Genomic DNA, 18378 nt, shown 5'->3' with positions numbered 1-18378 from the left:
GGGATAATCGGAGGGAGAGAACGGAATGAAGTTGCTTGTGTGGTTTGTCAAAATCTTGCTAACCGTGTTGCTGGTCAGTTCACTGACACTGCTCACGACCGGATTAATTGTACAGTCATATGCGAAGTCGTTACTCGCGAGTTTCAATATTCAGTGGGAAGGTCAACCTATGGGGTTAACCGCCATGTTCCAAAGTGCTTTGGGCGGTAAAACCAGCGAGGGGAATAAATCGGGAAATGGGACGACAGATCAGCCGACAGGAGCGGACGAAGAAAAGGTTCCGGAAGATGCTGTTTCAGTTATGGGGAATGGGACGGAGAGCGGTCAATCTGGCGTAGATGCAGGCAATAATGCGTCCCAAGGGAGCGGCTCAGGCGAGGGCACAGGGGAAGGTTCAGGTACAGATACGACCATAGGATCAAACTCAGGCACAAGTGCAGGCAATGGGACGGATACGGGCACGGGTAATGACTCAGGAACAGCGCAGGGTAGTGGTTCAGCTTCGGGGAACGGAACCGGAGGAACCAGCGGCGATGCTTCTTCAGGTAATGATGCCATTGTTGTATCGCCGGATGACATTACAGGAACGAAGGACAAGCTGCCAGCAGAGGAGAAAGAAAAAATCTTCAGCCTGCTCATGAACAAGCTGCCACAGAAAGAAATGCAGCAGATCTCAGGCGCCATGGAAGGTGGCCTAACGGAACTGGAACTGCGTGAGATTGAACAAGTGATCTCGAAGTATCTGACCAGTGAAGAGTACGACAATCTGATGGAAGTACTGCAAACAGAATAAGATAGGCAGAGAAAGCGGGCGTGCTCCTAGACGAGTATCGCCTGATTCATAATGTAATGGACTTGTAGATGGTGATTTGAATATAATTTATTTAAATAAATACTGGAAATGTCTATAGGAGGGTACAGTGTATGAAATATAAAGGTAAAGAACACAACATATAAAAACGTTCAGGCAATATTGCAGAAACCTCCAGTCCAATTCGTGGACCTCCGTTCATAGGTGCTTTCAAGAGAACCGATGGGCTTTTGTTTATGAATACACGAATTGGAGGTTGTATTGAACATGAACTTATATCATTCTAATTCAGAACCATCAGTAAAAAATTTTGCCAAGGCGGCGAAAGAGCGATACGAGCAAGGGTTGCAAGAGGCGGATCAGCCGTTTAGTGGCTGGGATTTTAGCTATGTAACAGGGAGTGAGCGACTTCAGAGCGGAATGTTGCCTTGGTCCTATGGAACGATGGCGCGCCGATTGATGAATCAGACAGAGCGAATGCTCGACATGGGGACGGGTGGAGGAGAAATGCTGTCCAGACTCCTTCCGCTTCCTCCATACACATGTGTAACCGAAGGTTATCTTCCGAATATACCGATTGCAGAGGAACATTTACAGCCGTTAGGTGTGAAGGTGCTTCCAGTGACTGATGATTCGCAACTTCCTTTTGTAGACGGGGAATTCGATCTGATTCTTAATCGGCATGAGTCGTACGAAGAGCAGGAAGTTAGGCGGATTCTATCCGCAGGGGGACTGTTTCTAACTCAACAGGTAGGTTGGTCAGATTGCAGGGAGATCAATGATCGGCTCGGCATTCCTATGCCCGTGGATTACGCTGGATGGGAGCTGGATCGTGCTGTTCTTCAGCTGGAACAGTGTGGATTCCGTATTCTGGAGCAACGGGAAGCAACTCCCGCGCAGCGTTTCTATGATGTAGGGGCACTGGTATATTATCTAAAGACCATCCCGTGGCAAGTACCTGATTTCAAGGTAGAACAGTTCCGTGAGCCATTAATGGATATTCATACGGAGATGGAGCAAAATGGATTTTGGGAAGTACAGCAGAAGCGATTTGTAATTCTTGCAGTCAAAGAATAGAGACATAAAAGTTAATTTCTATTGTGGCATGGGATGAAATCCAGTTTAAGATAAACCACAATCAGGTTGTTTACGTAATCCCTTATCAGAGTTGATCTGGTGAGGGATTTTATTTGTATTTTTATGAAAAATAAAGCATATTTCACTGGGTCTTAGAACCTAGTCTTAATTTGCGAACAAAAGTACATAGTACAGCGGATGTTGAGGCATAATGGGTGATGGACCAGCCGTGCTATCTTATGGATAATTCAGGGAAACCAAGCGGGGCGTGGCTTTGCGGTGTGACGTATAGAGTTGAAATGAGTGTAAAACCTGTGTTAAAGTATACGGGTGTGATAAAAGGTTAAAATTTTGACACTTTTACGAGCGCAGCTAAAGTCCTGATTTTGCGGACACCCAATACAAGTATCAACGAGCATGGGACAGACACGATGGGTGATGTCTTGACAGAAATGCGAACTGAGAAGTGCTGAAAAGGAGAGAATCATGAAAGGTTTCAGAGGCATACGCCAACCGGGCAAAGACCGGGTACACGAACAATCCGGGGAACACCGGACGGCCGAAGACAAAAACAACATGAGCATGTCCACCTTCAGTGTGAATAAGAAGCGCGTTCTGGCCTCGCGCAAATGGATCATTACAGCAGCATGTGGTGTATTTATCGCAGCATCGCTCGGGTTCGCAGGCAAACAGTATGTTACTGCAAACACCGTACCGTACTATAAAGTAATGGTTAAAGGTAGCGAGATTGGTACCATTGCAGATGAGGCACAATTACAACAACTATTTACAGACAAAACTGAGGAATATCAACATAAATATCCAGATGCAGAGATGGTGCTGAACACGGATGGCATCACAACCGAAACGGTAAGAGCGTACAAACCTGAAGTGAACAGTGACGAGACGCTGGACAAACTGGGTGACATGCTGACAGCCTACGCCAAAGGTGTGGAGCTTAAGGTAGACGGTGAAGTCATTGGTATTGTGAAGGATCAGGCAACAGCTGATGCAATCCTGGAACAAGTGCAAAGCAAATACATATCGGCATCGGCTGTGCGAAGTTCGCTTAAGACGAAGTCGGTATCGGCTAATTCCTCGAAGAAAGACGAGGGGCCAAGCACAACCCTGAAGTCGGTAGGCATTAAGGAAGATGTTGCGACGGATGTGGTGAAGGCTGATCCAAACAAAATATGGGATGTGTCCGAGGCGGTTAAGGCTTTAACCGTTGGTAAAGACGCGCCTGTAACTTATGTGGTTCGTGAAGGAGATACGATCTCTTCGATCGCTGCCAAGTATGAAATTACACAAAGCGAGATTCGCCAGCATAATCCGGGCATCAAGGAAACGTCGCTTCAAATCGGAGACGAACTGACCCTGACCGTTCCGAAACCGGCGGTAACTGTTAAATCTGTTGAGCAGGTTGTAGAGCAGATTGAGATCAAACCACAAGTGGAAGTGCGCAAAAGTGCCGAGTTGAAAGCTGGTACAACTAAAGTCGTGCGCCCAGGACAAAGTGGCTTAAAAAGCATGCAGTACCGTATAACCAAAGAAAATGGTGAAGTGGTTCAGGAAGAGTGGCTTGGTCAGGAAGTGATTAAAGCAGCTGTAACTGAAGTGGTCCTTAGCGGAACAAAAGTGGTTGGTGAGGGCACAGGTGAATTTGCTTGGCCGGTATCAAATGCAACGATGAGCAGCAGCTTTGGACAACGTTGGGGTCGCCAGCACAAAGGTGTCGATCTGGTAGGTAACCGCGATGTGAAAGCGTCTGATGAGGGTGTAATTACGTTTGCAGGACAGAAAAGCGGTTATGGTAATGTCATCATTATTAACCACCGTAACGGATACGAAACACTGTATGGGCATTTGAACAGCATTGGCGTTAAGGTTGGACAAGTGGTTGAAAAAGGCGAGAGTATCGGCGTTATGGGCAACACGGGGCGTTCGACTGGAACACATCTGCATTTTGAGATTATTAAGAATGGAACGGTAGAAAATCCGTTAACGTATCTGAACTAATATAGAGCTTAAGTAGAGCAAGGTTGGCTATGATGCTGGCCTTGTTTTTTGCTGCTGTAAAAAATTTTCAGATGAAAGACCTTCCAAGCCCCTGATCGGGATGTGACGGTGCTTCAGGTATGTTAAACTAGAGAGTATAAACAACAAACTAGAGAAACCAATCAAGCAGGCTTGGTACAAGCTAAACATAGAAGAGAGATATAAACGCTAACGCGGATTAAGCAGGATATAGGGGTGAACTTAGCCGATGCAGGGGAAGATTTTGGTGGTGGACGATGAACAACCCATCGCGGACATTCTGAAGTTTAATTTGGAAAAAGAGGGGTACGACGTCATCTGTGCATTCGATGGTATTCGTGCGGTTGAACTGGCGCTATCCGAGAAACCGGATCTGATGCTGCTGGATCTGATGCTCCCGGGCAAGGATGGTATGGATGTATGTCGTGAGGTGCGCGCTCATCTGGAGATGCCGATCATCATGCTTACCGCCAAAGATGGCGAGATCGACAAGGTGCTCGGGCTCGAATTGGGTGCGGATGATTACGTGACGAAGCCATTTAGTACGCGTGAGCTGCTTGCACGGGTGAAGGCACAGATGCGCAGACGGCAAAAACTTGCGATTACGGCAGAAGCGCACGAAGACGAAGAGAAGCAGGTCATGCGGCTGTTTGATTTGGCTTTTGATATGGACATGTATACGGCTTACAAAGGCGGGGAACCGCTCGATCTGACCCACCGTGAGTACGAACTTCTCTATTATATGGCGAAGCATTCCGGCAAGGTTATGACACGGGAACATCTGCTGCAAGCGGTGTGGGGATATGAATATTTTGGTGATGTACGTACCGTGGATGTAACGATTCGTCGTCTGCGTGAGAAGATTGAGGAGAATCCGAGCAAACCGGAAACGATTCTGACACGCCGCGGGCTCGGTTATCTCGTGCGCAGTGCCAAAAGCGTGGGGATATAATGGGACGATTCGCGCGATTCTCGTTCTTCCGAACGATTCAGGCGAAATTGATCATTATCTATGTACTGCTGATTCTGATTGCGATGCAATTGATCGGGGTTTATTTTGTGAGCGCGATGAAGAACTCACTAACGAGCAACTTTACGGAAGACTTGCAGGCGCGTGCGGAAATGCTGTCGGTTCTCGTGGGGGAGACGATGGCGGGTGGAGAAGCAGAGGCCGGCGAGGACAAAACGGAAAATCTGCGTGTGCTGGTGAACAACCTGTTCAACATTAACGGTGCCGAGATTCAGGTGCTGGATGCCAGCGGCAAGGTACTCACGACCTCGCTAAGTTCACATTCGGATTATGTGGGGCGCAAAAACACCCAGACCGTCGTCAGCCGTGCGCTGCAAGGTATTCGGGACAATGAGGAATATATCGTGGACGAGGATAATGTTCGCAAAAAGGTCGTCGCCAAGCCGGTGCTGTCCGGCGGCAAGATCATTGGTGCGGTCTACATCGCGGCATCCATGAACGAGCTGTATTCCACGATGGAGGGAATCAACAAAATCTTCATCTCCGGCATTCTGATTGCCTTGGTGTTAACGGCGGTGCTTGGCGTGATCCTGTCCCATACGATCACGCAGCCGATTAAGGAAGTGACTCGGAGAGCGACAGCGGTCGCAGAAGGTAACTTTGATCAGCAGACACCTGTATTTGGCACGGATGAGATTGGTCAGCTCAGTCGGGCTTTTAACTATATGACCAGCAGGCTTCGGGATGCACTTTCACTGAATGAAGAGGAGAAGGAGAAGTTGACCTCCATTCTGACGAATATGAGTGATGGTGTGGTGGCTACGGATGAGTATGGTAAAGTCATTCTCGTAAACCGTCGTGCCAGCAGCATTCTGGGTATGCATCCTGCGGATATTGAAGGAAGACACTTCGCCATATTACTCGGCATTGATCCGGAGGATGCGGAAGCCCTCGCAAGTGGTTTCACAGGTTCAACGTTGCTGCAGATTGCACCGGCAGGACAAGAAGAACCTGTGGTCATTCGGATGACGTTCACACCTGTTCATCGGCGTGAACGGGGAATTACGGGAACGATTGCCGTACTTCAGGACGTTACCGAGCAGGAAGAGCTTGAGGCATCCCGGCGTGAATTCGTGGCGAATGTATCCCATGAACTGCGTACACCACTGACTACGATCAAGAGTTACGCGGAAGCGCTGGATGACGGTGCACTGGAAGACCCGCAGCTTGCCGGTCGTTTCGTTGGTGTTATTCAGAACGAGACGGAGCGAATGATACGACTGGTTACGGATCTGCTGCATTTATCGCGGCTTGATTCCAAAGAGGCTTTGCTGCGGAAACAGCCAACCGACATTCTGGAAATGCTGGAGGAAGTGACGGATCGATTCTCATTTCAGATGCATCAGAAGGATATTCAGCCTGTGTTATCTGTGGAGAATGATATTCCGGCTGTTCCACTGGATCGCGACCAGATTGATCAGGTGCTGGATAATGTCGTGTCCAATGCGCTGAAATATACACTGGAAGGCGGCACCATTACGATTGCGGCTAGACGCAGTGATGAACACGCACTTGCCATCTCGGTATCCGATACCGGAATGGGTATCCCACAGCGCGATCTGGATCGCATTTTTGAGCGGTTTTATCGGGTGGATAAAGCTCGTTCCCGCAGTATGGGAGGCACAGGGCTAGGACTGTCCATTGCCCGGGAAATTGTGAAGGCACATGATGGCAGCATCTCTCTGGAGTCTGAGGTAGACGTGGGCACGACAGTAACGTTCACGTTGCCGATGCGTGAGAAAGGGGGTGAGCACCGTGAAGGAACGGATTAAATCCTTGATGCTTGCTGCCCTTGTTGTAGCCAGTCTCGTTCAGAGTTATTTTCTGATCTACCGTTTGCCCGGAGGCGGGGATTCCATTGTGACGTCAGAGACGAACTATGTGAAGACGGAAAATATGGGTCAGGAACGCAATATTGAAGAATTGATCTTCCCCGATCAGATGATTATTCATTTGGGCGAGGATAAACATACGGTGTTTTACCCTGGCAATACGTTCTATCAGTTGATCTATTCAAGGTTACAGGGGCGGGCGTTCGATGATTTTCAGCGCCGGAGTGTGCAATCGGTGAACTGGGATCAGATTCGCAAGGAGAACCCCGGGTTTGAGCTATCGTTCAAAGAAGGTATTCCCGTAGCTTTATTACAGCGGGTGATGAGGCTTGGGACGGATTCCTTATTCCAAGGGGAGACGATTAACCGCATTTCGATCTATACGTCCAAAAATGAAACGAAGGCCCATGCGCTGTTCTTCAGCGCCAAGGGAGACGTGGTGTACGAAGCAACGCAGGCGGACCTGACAGTACAAGACGTGCAACAGCATGTTGACTTCGGTACGAACTGGACGCCATATACGTTGATGGACGGCGGGTATTATATCCCGGCGGAAGCTCTGGAGACGATTGAAGCCGATGTGCCGACAGGTCAGTTCACGGTTGAGCAGATGCAGCGTAGTCTGTTCTTTGATCCAAGCATGACCCGGAACATCCGGGAAAAAGATGGATCGGAGATCTACACGGACAGTAAACGTAGTCTGCAGGTGAAACAGGAACAACGCTGGATCAGCTACACCGACCCGGCCGCACCGCCTGCGGGGCAGATTGATCCCGCGAAGGATGCACTGTCTGCGGTTGATTTTGTGAATCAGCATGGCGGCTGGAAAGGCCGGTCACGCATGATGCTGGGGACCGCCGACAGCAAGACACGGCTTGAATTCCAGCAGTATTACGGCAGCTACCCGATTATGGATTCCATGCAGTTCCGCTTTGGCACAATCAGCATGGAGATGCAGCAGGAGACGGTATCCAGCTATGAACGATCGCTGGAATACCTGAACGAAGGTGCAGAGACGAAGAAATCGGTCAAGTTGCCTGGCGGAGACAAGCTGAAGGCTCTTATTAAAAAGGTCGCAGGTGAGAATCGACAGGTTGTGGACGTATACCCGGCTTATCGTCCTTCTTCGATTGAGGACGGACTGAAGCTGATCCCGGTCTGGGTGATCCGTTTCGGAAATGGTGAGGAAACTACCGTATCTTGATAGGTTATAGTCTTTGAACCAAAGAGTAGCTGTACTTTATCACTACGCGTGCAGAATAACCTTCCGATCGCTGTTACCCCCAGATTTCTTGAATTCCCTTTTAACACGGGAGAAATCTGGTGGTAAAGGCGAACGCTCCGCTTCTTCAGGTTATTTCTGCCCTCTCCGTTATCGTATAGCTTTAAGTTCAAAGGCTATAAACGGCCAGTTACGGTGGAAGGTGTAGGCAACTTGAGAAAGTATTGCAAGCAGCTAAGTTAGGGGGGGAATGTTTTGGATTGGGGACGGGCGAAAAATGTGTTGATCTATGCCTTTCTGCTGCTCAATCTGGTGCTGGGATACCAGATCTGGATGGATGCGCGAGAGACGGCCGGAGCCAATCTGGACTTCACCTCACTGGCAGATAATACACAGCAGGCGATGGAAGAGAAGGGCATTCAGGTGCTGGCTCCGATTCCAAATGAAACGCCGAAGCTGCCAAAGTTGTCCTATGAGTTCATTGAAGAGGACAAGGCGGGCGTGGATATGGAACTGGAACAGCCTGTAGATAGCAAATTGATCTTCTCGCAGAGTGAGCTGGAAGATGCATTAGAGCGTGAGATTCCACAGATTGGGACATACCGGCTGGATCAGCTGATGGCCGAGGATGGGGCTTTTGTGCTTCACCCACTGGTGGATGGCAAATGGCCGCTCTTCAATGTGAGTCTGGAGCTATTCTACAGCGACCAGAAAATAACGGGTTATCGTCAAACTCCAGTGCGGATTACAACCGCAGAGGAGAGCGATCAGCAGGTGCTTCCGGCGTCGAAGGCGCTGGGAACGCTGATCGAGAACTTTTTGCCAAATGATGCAATTGTGAAAGATATTCAGCTGGGCTATTACGGCCAGTTGTTCAATTCAGATATACAGGTAGCGATGCCGGCATGGCGGTTCGTGCTGGAAAGTGGCGAAGTGTTGTACGTGCAGGGCATCAGTGGGGATGTATTCAGTCCCAAGACAGACAAACCAGGGGAGTAATGCGTTATGGGGATATATTTTACCGTGTTATCCAGCGGTTCGACAGGTAATGCAACAGTCATACAGCATGGGGGTACCTCTCTCATGATTGACGCGGGTCTTAGTGCAAAGCGATTGGATGCACTGTTTCAGGAAAGGGAGATTTCTGGGGCAGAATTGGACGGGATTCTGGTTACACATGAACATTCCGATCACATTAAAGGACTAGGCGCGATGTCTCGGAAATATAATTTACCAATCTACGCGAATCTGAATACGTGGGCGGCACTGGAGAAGTCAGTTGGAGCGATTCCAGAGGAAAACCGGAGGGTATTTGAGACGGGTGAAAAGCATGATTTTGGGTCACTGCGCGTGGAATCCTTCGGGATCTCGCATGATGCGGCTGAGCCGGTAGGGTACACATTTGATGATGGTACGGAGAAGCTATCTGTTGCAACGGATCTCGGGTACATGAGCGACAAGGTTCGCGATGCGATCTCCGATTCTGACGTGCTGGTGCTGGAGGCGAATCATGATGTCGAATTGCTGCGTATGGGGCGTTATCCATGGAACACCAAGCGCCGGATTTTGAGCGACATTGGGCATTTGTCGAACGAAGCGGCAGGGGCAGCGCTTAGTGAACTGATGAACGGACGCATCAAGCGCACGTATCTGGCACATCTTAGCCGAGATCATAATATGATGGACTTGGCAAAAATGTCGGTGCGCGACGCGATGGAGAGCCGTGGATGTTTTTATCGGGATCATGAGTTCAAACTCTGTGATACGTATTATGACCGTCCTACGCCATGGGATAGGGTGGGTGAGCCATAAAGCTGTCGAGTTCGGCGGCTTTGCGCTCGACTTCCTCGCGGGTCAGAATGCCTTTATCAATAAGCAGTTCGATAATGGTACTGAGTGCAAGCGTGTTGCGATAGTGTTCCTCTTTGAGATCGGCCAGCTTGGCCGCCATATGAACTTCATCCATGGCTGTAAGTGTACGCGTGCGATCCATATATATCCTCCTCTATGAAGCTTCGAATTGTCTTTTACTATTATTGTAGTCAGGCTTGATGGAAAACATTCCTCTTTTTGCCGCTAACATTTGTGTGATGAGACGTGTATGCTGAACCTGTGACTATGCAGGGATGAAAAAGTTCTTCAAATTTGCCAAAATGGCGCTTAGCGGACCGGATTTTGTGGTGATAGATACTATGGACCTTTATTGTTAAGCGCGTTATAGCGGAAATTTGCTTTAATTTTCGTAAATATGCAACTTTTTGTGATTTGACGTGTTTAGTATATGAGGAGCATTGTGATTTTGGCTGTTTTGCGTGTGAAATGGCATGTCATAGAATGCGAGAGCATGATTGATAGAGTCACTGACAGAATGGCGTGTCCGTTCTGTTGTACATAGACGCTGTATCTTGATTTGATGCCGGGATGCGGCGATATGCAAGACCATTTTATATAAATGCAAAAAAAGCATGGGAAAGCGAGAGGTTATTTACGGTACGCACGTAACGAAAGACACAGAACGAGGCTGGAGAAGCGTAGCGTTCGCTTTTATGAACAAATTTTACCTAGGAAAAAGAAAATAAAAAAATTTGTGAGTAACAGCGATCGAAAGCTCGGCTGTGGCTGGAGTGGGGTAACGTAAGAACACCATCGTTGAACCATGCGACAACTTAGGCGGCAGTCAGGGTCTTGATGCGTGACAACGAAGGGGAGAGGATCACGATGGGATTGTTTGGAGACGATTTTTATTCAACCAAAGTATCAAGACGCGCCGAACCTGAACAGAAAGGCAAACTTCAGATCATCCGCCCTGGAGGCAGAGCACGTGGACGTGACCGCTGGAGCAATCCGCGCAGATCGCGTACGGGAATCAGTTCCACAGTGAAGGTAGCTGTGATTAGCTCGGTGATCAGCTCCATCGTGACCGTCATGCTGTTTAGCTTCATCACACAGCCCGCTTCGTTACCGCTGGCTAATGCTACAGGTAATGGTGGTGGAGGCGGTGCACAGACAGTGCAAGCAGCTGATCCATACGATCGGATTATTCAGGCAGCAGCACACGTTCGTCCTTCCGTGGTGAGCATTGTGAACCATAAAACGGGTAGCAGTCTGTCGATGGAAGATTCGGCGTTGGGCTCAGGGGTCATTTTCAAAAAGGAAGATGGCAAGGCCTACATCATGACCAACCACCACGTAGTGGAGGGTGCGAGTGATCTGGAGATTGTGACCGTAGATGGGGAGACACATAAAGCGAAGCTGGTCGGCAAGGACCGTGTGAGCGATATTGCTGTATTATCTGCAGAAGATAAAGGGCTGGGTGCAGTGGCGGAGATCGGTGATTCCAGCAAACTTCAGCGTGGTCAAACGGTGCTGGCGATCGGGAACCCGCTCGGTCTGGGCGGTACGCTGACATCCGGTATTGTCAGTTACACGGATCGTATTCTGCCTGTATCGATTAATCAGGACGGGGTGTACGACTGGGAACAAAACGTAATTCAGACGGATGCGGCGATTAATGAAGGTAATAGCGGCGGTGCTTTGGTCGACTTGAACGGCAAAGTGGTTGGCATCAACACGATGAAGATCTCGGATACGGGTGTTGAAGGTCTCGGCTTCGCGATTCCGATGAACGAAGTGATGAAAACGGTAGATTCCCTGCTACTGAACGGCAAAGTATCTCGTCCATACCTGGGCGTGTACACGGTTGATCTGAGCAACCCTTATGCACCACTGGATGACGAGCAGCGTAAAGATCTGAAACTGCCATCTCACGTGGACAGCGGTGTGGTTGTGCTGGAAGCATCCGGTCCGGCATCTGAAGCAGGTATGAAGCTGAATGATGTCATTACGGAATTTGACGGGCAAAAAATTACCTCCACGCTGGATCTGCGGAAATATCTGTACGATCAGAAGAAGATTGGCGATACGATTGAAGTGACCTTCTACCGGGATGGCAAAGCGGAGAAAGTATCCGTGAAGCTGACGGATAAACCGGAGTAAGGGAATTTTCGAATGGATCTTATGCTGTTGCGTGGATTGAAATAGGGAATGCTAGAAGAGTGATCAGATCAACTGACCACTCTTTTTTAGTTACTATGGGTGGACGTGTTCATTCGACAGTAAATGAGTAGATTAACCATTTTTATGTTTTCATGATCAGTTAGACCCGGAGCCAAAGGAGCAGATACATAAGACTAGGGCTGTGGTAAACTGTTGACAATATGTTGGAGACGGTCGCTGATGCAATAACATCTGTTTGTCGATCATATTTTTATTTCAGAATGGAAGGGGTATTTTTGATGAAACATTTGAAGAAAAAGATGCTTGGGGGAACGAGCTTGGCGCTGTCACTGTTTATGCTGTCGGCCTGTGGGTCTGAGGTAGCTACGACAGGAGCATCTGTAGATACAAGTGCTTTGCAGGAGAAGATTGCTGGCCTAGAGAAGAAACTGGTGGAGCAGGGAGCCAAGAGCGTTGAGCAGGAGCAAAAGATCGCAGCACTTGAGACCAAGTTGAATGAGCTGAGTACAAATGTGATTGCTGCAGGTGGAGCTGGTGGTCAAACGCCTGTAACATCGGGAAATAACGGATCGGCCGGGAAAGGCGATGGGGTCCTGATTACGTTTGCCCAGTATGAGAAGCTTGAGGTTGGCATGTCGGTGGAAGATGTCATCGAGATCCTTGGCGGTGAAGGTGAAGCGCTGAGTGAAGCGGAGAATATGGTGGTTTACAACTATAAAGGCACAGCTGGCAATGGTGCCAATGCGGTTATTGCTTTTCAAGGCGGGAAGCTGTTGACGAAGGCGCAGTCGGGATTGAATTAAAAAGCGTTTGGGATAGAAACAATTCATGGAATGGAACAGGGGAATAAGTAACTCTGTTTTCGTAATTCAGGCGCCGGAGCAAGATTCATTCGCAATGTGAATTGGATTGTTACTGTTACAGGAGCATTCTTTTCAGGTACCGTAGAGGGATCTGGAAAGGATGCTTTTTGTGTTCTTTTACGGCGAATGGAGAGGTTTGGTGGATGTTGGGTACGATAAATTAGGGCTGGGGGTTTCTTTTCGGCGGCAGGTGTGATAGAACTGAGAAGTGGCTATCCTGTAATGGGATAAGCGGTTGTGAATCGGGAACATAGCTGGTTACAGAAAGGATGCTTAACGGATGTACGTTGTATGCAAAGAACACGTGGACATTGCCATCGACATGTTTGTCGATGAGTATGAGGACGCTCCAGATATCGTTGATCTGAAGGAGACGGAATTTGCCGATTGGGACCCGCCTGCGAAGTGCGCTGAGTGCGAACAGCACGCGGAATTCCTCGTCGTTTAGCGTACTGTAGGACTTAGACGGCTGGAGGCGTGACTTAATGTGGCGCTTCGGGCTGACTTTCCATCCGGTATGAACATCACAGCAAGAAGCCAAGGAGAGCGTGATGAGCGCTCTTTTTGTCTTTGTATGGGGAATTGGTGGTGGTTGTTAGGCAGCGTAGAGTTAGGCGATGGTTGAAGGGGCGGACGGTGGAGTAGGACAGTAGGAGAAGATTAAGCTAGGTAGGCGCCGAGCCGAGTTCTGAGTTGGGGTGAGCCAGGTTGTAACAACCGTGCAGGGGTGTAGGTAATAGAAATGAAAGCCGCCAGGGCATGGGGGAAAGTGACGTTGGTGGCAGTGATGTGGGTAGGGATGGAGGCTTGGTTTGGCCGAGTAGCTCTAACGAACCTGAGGAATCTTATTCGTGGCAAATACCGCCTGGTTGAAATCTAACGAATCGTAGACACGCTATATTACTGAAAAGACCTCGTAAGAGGTGGGGAACGCTTGTTTTAACTGGGATAGCGTGTTTCAGATTCGTTAGATTTTAAAGTAGCCGCAATGGGGCTGAATAAGGTGTGTGGAGTTCGTTAGAATTTGGAGAAATGTGTAGTGCAGGTGTACTACGGTTGGAACGAACGATGCGCTGAAGCATCTTACTTATAGAATATCTCGCAAGACAATTTAGGAGGAATGGATTTTCATGTTTATTCAGATTATTGGCGTAGGCAAATTGAAGGAAAAATATCTCACGCTGGGCATTCAGGAATATGCCAAGCGGCTCGCCCCGTACATCAAGTTTCAGATGATCGAGGTCGCAGACGAAAAGGCGCCCGATACCCTGAGCGAAGCTGAGGTTCGGGCGGTAAAAGAGCGCGAGGGCGAACGCATCCTCGCGCATGTGAAGAGCGAGGCGCATGTTGTTGCGCTCGCATTGGATGGCCAGCTCTGGAGTTCCGAAGAGCTGGCAATGGAGATCGACAAGCTCGGCACGTATGGGACGAGCCATGTCGTGTTTGTCATCGGAGGAAGCCACGGGCTCTCCGATGAGGTGTTGCGCCGCGCTAAGCAACGCTTGAGCTTCGGGCGCATGACCCTGCCGCATCAGCTTATGCGGCTGGTGCTGGTGGAGCAGATTTATCGTGCGGTGAAGATCAATCGGGGGGAACCGTATCATAAGTAAAGCACATTGGGAGGCGATAGCGAGAAATACTGTCCGCTTCGTGCTAGCAGGGAATCCCCTCGTACTTGCAGAAGGGTAGACTTGAGATATCCATGCTAATTTAACTTTAATGCTTAAGCTTTCTGGATGCGCCTGTGGTATCATGAACATGCCTATCATCCTGTTACATCTGAGGGGGAAGAAGTTGCTTGTGAACATGGACAATTACTATAAATATGAGGATGTATCTGTATTAGATGATGCCAATTCAGCGCTAGATAGTGAAGCAGCTCGGTTGGCAAGTTTGATTTACACGCATACTTCGCAGGATGGGACCTATGCTTCACCGATCCATGGTCTTTATGTGAACCGATATTCGCAAGTAGAAGCGGCGGATGATGTTCACACTATGTTCTCGCCGGCAATCTGCATTGCAGCGCAAGGGAAAAAGCGAATTACCGTAGGCAAGGATGCTTATGAGTATGGTGCTTCGCGAATGTATATTGCCCCCGTTGCCTTGCCTGTTGCGATGAAAATCATGCAGGCCAGCCCCCAAATACCGTTCTTGGGGATAGGTCTATACCTCGATCCGCAAAGGATTGCTTCGTTGCTGCCGATGGTATTTCCTAATGGTTTACCGGAGGTTCGCAATCGCAGTGCGTGCTATGTCATCGAAGCAGACTTGGCCATGATGAACGCCGCTGCAAGATTGATGGCTTGCCTGTCCTCTCCTGATGATGCTCAAATGCTGGCTCCATTGGTGAAAGACGAGATTTATATCCGCATCCTCCGTAGCCCAATCGGTGTTTATGTTGCCGAGACTGTTCTGGCGGAATCGGGCATGCAGCAGGTTGCAAAAGCGATTGATTGGCTCCAAAATAACTTTTCTCAGCCGTTGAAAGTGGCGGATTTGGCGGAGCTGGTCCATATGAGCGAATCGTCGTTTCGCGAGTATTTCAGATCGGCTACTGCGATGAGCCCTCTGCAATATCAAAAGGTGCTGCGCCTGCAAGAGGCGAGGCGTCTAATGTTATCCAGCTCCATTGACGCAACTACGGCGAGCCGGCGTGTAGGCTATTTGAGCGATTCCCAATTTAGTCGCGATTACAGCCGATTTTTTGGGTGTCCTCCAACTAGAGATATCACAAGGTGGCGTCAGGACCAGCAAAAGTTGAAGTGAAACGCACATGTAAACGGCTTTTCGAATTTCCGCGGGCATAGAGCCTAGCGGATTTTTCCTTTTTAAGCGGCGGAATCTGTTGAATCAGGCAAAAACTCCGACGGAAAAGGCAAAGACCGCAGTAGTCAATCCCCTATACTAAGAGTAAACATCCTATCGATAGGAAAGGGGATTTCTGAAAATGCGTGTATTGGTTACAGGGGCGACAGGCTTCATCGGAGGGGCGGTCGTTCGCGAACTGCTGGATGCCGGTCATCAAGTGGTTGGTCTTGCCCGTTCTGAAAAAGCCGGCAAACGGCTTACGGCACTGGGTGCCCAGGTTCAAGTCGGTTCGATTGAGGATTTAGCAGGCTTGCGCAAAGTGGCTACTGCAGTAGACGGGGTCATTCATTTGGCCTTCTTCCACAAGTTCTCGCATGCGGGCCTTCCAACTCGGCTTAGGGTTTTATTCGGAGGGAATCCTCGTCATGTAGTGATGCGATTTATGAAGGCTGCAATTGAGACCGATAGGCGAGCCATCGAGACACTTGGCACCTCCTTACCCGCCGGTGACCGGGCGCTTGTCGTCGCGATGCCTACGATGACGCTTACTCCCGGCCGTCTCGGAACGGAGGCCAGCGCTGGGGATCCTCAATCGCAAGGTGGATTACGCATCATTTCAGAACATACCACCCTAGACTTGGAAAATCGTGGGATACTTTCCTCGATTGTACGCCTCCCACCGATCGTACACGGTGAAGGCGATAAGACGGGCTTGTTCCCAAATCTGGTGAACATCGCTCGCAAGAAGGGGTTCTCCGCCTATACAGGCTCCGGTAACAACCGTTGGCCATCCGTGCATCTACTGGATGCGGCGCGCCTTTTTAGACTCACCTTAGAACAAGCTCCGGCAGGGTCCCGGTTTCATGCAGTGAGCGAAGAGGGCATTCCATTTCAAGAGATCGCCACGGCTTTGGGCCACCATTTGAACTTGCCGGTCCAAGGTATTGGGGTTGAAGAAGCAGGTAAACATTTCGGATGGCTTGCACCCTTCACGAAAACGGATAATCCGGCTTCCAGTGCGTTGACGCAGGAGCGTTTAGGATGGAAACCAGTACATCCTACCCTTTTAGATGATATTCGGAAGGGGTATTATTTCTAACTGTAAAGCTGGGAGGAAGCGAAGATCCGTTTGCACCAAAAGTACGGCAGGAAACTTGACCACGACAAGCGTTGAATTTGTATGTCCCTTTCTGGCCGATGCCTTAATCGAGAAGATCGGTATTGACTCTATAGCCACTATAGAGTTTAAAGGGACAACAGCTTCACGGTGCATCAACGGAGGAGGATAATTCTAATGGGAAATAAGATGATTCGGTCACTCGTTTTCATTCTTGCATTTTCGATTGCCGGATACGCAATTGTTCAGTATGGCGTGCTTAAAGCTAGTGATGCAGGACTTGTCTCTTTCAAATTGCAAAAGCCGAATTTTGAACTCAAACCATGGATATATGTACTATACATCCATATTGTTACCGCGATATTTGCCTTGATCATAGGACCCTTTCAACTATTTATGAAGCCAACGAATGATAGGAAACGTTGGCATCGCCTATTGGGGTATGGATATGTTCTTTCGATTACAGTTAGTGGAATCGTGAGTGTTTATTTATCCCTTTTTGCCACGGGAGGTTGGATTGCAGGGCTTGGGTTCATGTCGCTCGATGTATTGTGGGTTGCGACGACGCTTATTGCAACGAGAAAAATCATGGCGAAAGACATCCAAGCTCATAAAGCATGGATGCTTCGCAGTTATGCGCTTACTTTTGCAGCGGTCACGCTTCGAATCTGGTTAGCGCCGCTGAATCTTCTGCTTGGCGATTTCGAGGCGGGGTTTCGGGTTGTCGCTTGGGTTTGTTGGATTCCTAATCTGCTCGTCATAGAAGCCGTGATTTCCAGAATGAGGTTGCGGCAGCGGCAATGATTCACAACTGCCAGCTACAGAAGGAACGTTAAATGAGCTCCTTCTGTACAATGAGAATTAATCGAATCAGTTCATGAGCTGGACAATCTTTTCAAGCTCCAACTTTCCATCCAAATAGCGGGAAACAAATCATGGCCGTTTCTGTGCAGCACCGATCAGCATCGGGTTGGCAATCACAATTTCCACGATCACCGTAACAATAGAGCCATCCAGGCCAAAATCTCCCCCCGTAAGCCATGCCGCGCCGTTAGCCTTCACCGTAAACAACCCGGCCGCAGGGAGTTCGGACACAGGAATGCCAAGCGCATCTTCAAGTGCGTTCCAAGCAAAATGCAGCCCCATGGCGAACCACAAATTACGCCGCCACAAGAATGCAGCTCCGAGCAGAACCCCTGCTTTCAGGGTGATGGCAAGTGCGCTCCATAGTGTCGCTCCTGGATTGCCAAGATGGAAGGCCCCGAAGGTAAGCGAGGTTACCGCAAGTGCAATCCAGCTGCCCCATAATTTCTGTATAGATTGAAGCATCAATCTACGAAACACCAGTTCCTCGATGATGGCTGTGCTCAGCGCAGTTTCAATGGACGTCATGAGAATAGAAACCGGATCTGCAGCAGCAGCCCATTGGAAGGAGTAGCCGCCGAGCAGAACAATAATAAGTGTAGAATATGGCTCCCGTGATTATGCCCCGGACAGCTTCCACCCCTGCATGCTGCCCGGATAGCTCTGGAATGGGCCACCATGCCACGTATTTCATAAT

17 protein-coding genes are annotated in these 18378 nt (G+C 49.2%); 15 read left to right on the top strand and 2 right to left on the bottom strand.

Annotation, left to right across the window (positions count from 1 at the left end; translation table 11 throughout):
- The first annotated feature begins 25 nt into the window (after window positions 1-25).
- The 8 genes from MKY87_RS15640 (at window position 26) to MKY87_RS15605 (ending at window position 9821) form a co-directional block, all read left to right on the top strand.
- Window positions 26-793: a hypothetical protein gene (locus tag MKY87_RS15640; RefSeq protein WP_340965369.1), complete on the top strand. Its 768-nt coding sequence runs from the start codon at window positions 26-28 to the stop codon at window positions 791-793.
- 285 nt (window positions 794-1078) lie between these two features.
- Window positions 1079-1888: an SAM-dependent methyltransferase gene (locus MKY87_RS15635; protein WP_340965368.1), complete on the top strand. Its 810-nt coding sequence runs from the start codon at window positions 1079-1081 to the stop codon at window positions 1886-1888.
- A gap of 486 nt (window positions 1889-2374) precedes the next feature.
- On the top strand, window positions 2375-3907 hold the full coding sequence (locus tag MKY87_RS15630) for a peptidoglycan DD-metalloendopeptidase family protein (RefSeq protein WP_091035266.1): 1533 nt from the start codon (window positions 2375-2377) through the stop codon (window positions 3905-3907).
- 247 nt (window positions 3908-4154) lie between these two features.
- On the top strand, window positions 4155-4877 hold the full coding sequence (gene yycF / locus MKY87_RS15625) for a response regulator YycF (protein ID WP_340965367.1): 723 nt from the start codon (window positions 4155-4157) through the stop codon (window positions 4875-4877).
- Window positions 4877-6727, top strand: a complete 1851-nt coding sequence (gene walK / locus MKY87_RS15620; RefSeq protein ID WP_036671863.1) for a cell wall metabolism sensor histidine kinase WalK — start codon at window positions 4877-4879, stop codon at window positions 6725-6727. The genes yycF and walK overlap by 1 nt, the downstream gene beginning before the upstream one ends.
- Window positions 6711-7991 (top strand): YycH family regulatory protein, encoded by a 1281-nt coding sequence (locus tag MKY87_RS15615; RefSeq protein ID WP_340965366.1) that lies wholly within the window; start codon window positions 6711-6713, stop codon window positions 7989-7991. Before walK ends, MKY87_RS15615 begins: the two co-directional genes overlap by 17 nt.
- Window positions 7992-8264: 273 nt before the next feature.
- A complete protein-coding gene (gene yycI / locus MKY87_RS15610; protein ID WP_036612041.1) occupies window positions 8265-9008 on the top strand; it encodes a two-component system regulatory protein YycI in 744 nt (247 codons plus the stop codon).
- A gap of 6 nt (window positions 9009-9014) precedes the next feature.
- Window positions 9015-9821, top strand: a complete 807-nt coding sequence (locus MKY87_RS15605; protein WP_036671861.1) for an MBL fold metallo-hydrolase — start codon at window positions 9015-9017, stop codon at window positions 9819-9821.
- Here the strand turns inward: MKY87_RS15605 and MKY87_RS15600 are convergent.
- A complete protein-coding gene (locus MKY87_RS15600) occupies window positions 9790-10002 on the bottom strand; it encodes a hypothetical protein (protein WP_036611899.1) in 213 nt (70 codons plus the stop codon). The two genes, MKY87_RS15605 and MKY87_RS15600, sit on opposite strands and share 32 nt — an antisense overlap.
- 725 nt (window positions 10003-10727) lie before the next feature.
- Here MKY87_RS15600 and MKY87_RS15595 point away from each other — a divergent pair.
- The 7 genes from MKY87_RS15595 to MKY87_RS15565 all read left to right on the top strand — a co-directional run bounded on the left by MKY87_RS15595 (window position 10728) and on the right by MKY87_RS15565 (window position 17621).
- The gene (locus tag MKY87_RS15595) at window positions 10728-12005 is read left to right on the top strand and encodes a S1C family serine protease (RefSeq protein WP_340965365.1); all 1278 of its coding nucleotides are present in this window, start codon (window positions 10728-10730) and stop codon (window positions 12003-12005) included.
- A 299-nt stretch (window positions 12006-12304) separates the two neighbouring features.
- A complete protein-coding gene (locus tag MKY87_RS15590; RefSeq protein ID WP_240768221.1) occupies window positions 12305-12829 on the top strand; it encodes a hypothetical protein in 525 nt (174 codons plus the stop codon).
- A gap of 340 nt (window positions 12830-13169) precedes the next feature.
- Window positions 13170-13337 (top strand): CxxH/CxxC protein, encoded by a 168-nt coding sequence (locus MKY87_RS15585; RefSeq protein ID WP_017691462.1) that lies wholly within the window; start codon window positions 13170-13172, stop codon window positions 13335-13337.
- Between the two features lie 682 nt (window positions 13338-14019).
- Window positions 14020-14499 carry a 23S rRNA (pseudouridine(1915)-N(3))-methyltransferase RlmH gene (gene rlmH, locus MKY87_RS15580; protein WP_339298685.1) on the top strand — a complete coding sequence of 160 codons (480 nt, stop codon included), beginning with the start codon at window positions 14020-14022 and terminating at the stop codon, window positions 14497-14499.
- Window positions 14500-14695: 196 nt separating this feature from the next.
- Entirely contained in the window at window positions 14696-15658 is a 963-nt protein-coding gene (locus tag MKY87_RS15575) for an AraC family transcriptional regulator (protein ID WP_340907812.1), read from the top strand.
- Window positions 15659-15839: 181 nt separating this feature from the next.
- Window positions 15840-16799 carry an SDR family oxidoreductase gene (locus tag MKY87_RS15570; protein ID WP_340965363.1) on the top strand — a complete coding sequence of 320 codons (960 nt, stop codon included), beginning with the start codon at window positions 15840-15842 and terminating at the stop codon, window positions 16797-16799.
- 195 nt (window positions 16800-16994) lie between these two features.
- Window positions 16995-17621, top strand: coding sequence for a DUF2306 domain-containing protein (locus MKY87_RS15565; protein ID WP_340965362.1), 627 nt, complete (start codon window positions 16995-16997; stop codon window positions 17619-17621).
- A 129-nt stretch (window positions 17622-17750) separates the two neighbouring features.
- On the opposite strand, the gene MKY87_RS15560 is transcribed toward MKY87_RS15565, so the two are convergent.
- Complete coding sequence (locus MKY87_RS15560; protein WP_340965361.1) at window positions 17751-18209, bottom strand: CPBP family intramembrane glutamic endopeptidase; 459 nt, start codon at window positions 18207-18209, stop codon at window positions 17751-17753.
- Window positions 18210-18378 lie beyond the last annotated feature (169 nt).

The organism is Paenibacillus sp. FSL R7-0198, assembly GCF_038000415.1.
Taxonomy (GTDB): domain Bacteria; phylum Bacillota; class Bacilli; order Paenibacillales; family Paenibacillaceae; genus Paenibacillus.
Note: the sequence above shows the minus strand (reverse complement) of the source record. Positions and strands in the feature narration are given on the sequence as shown.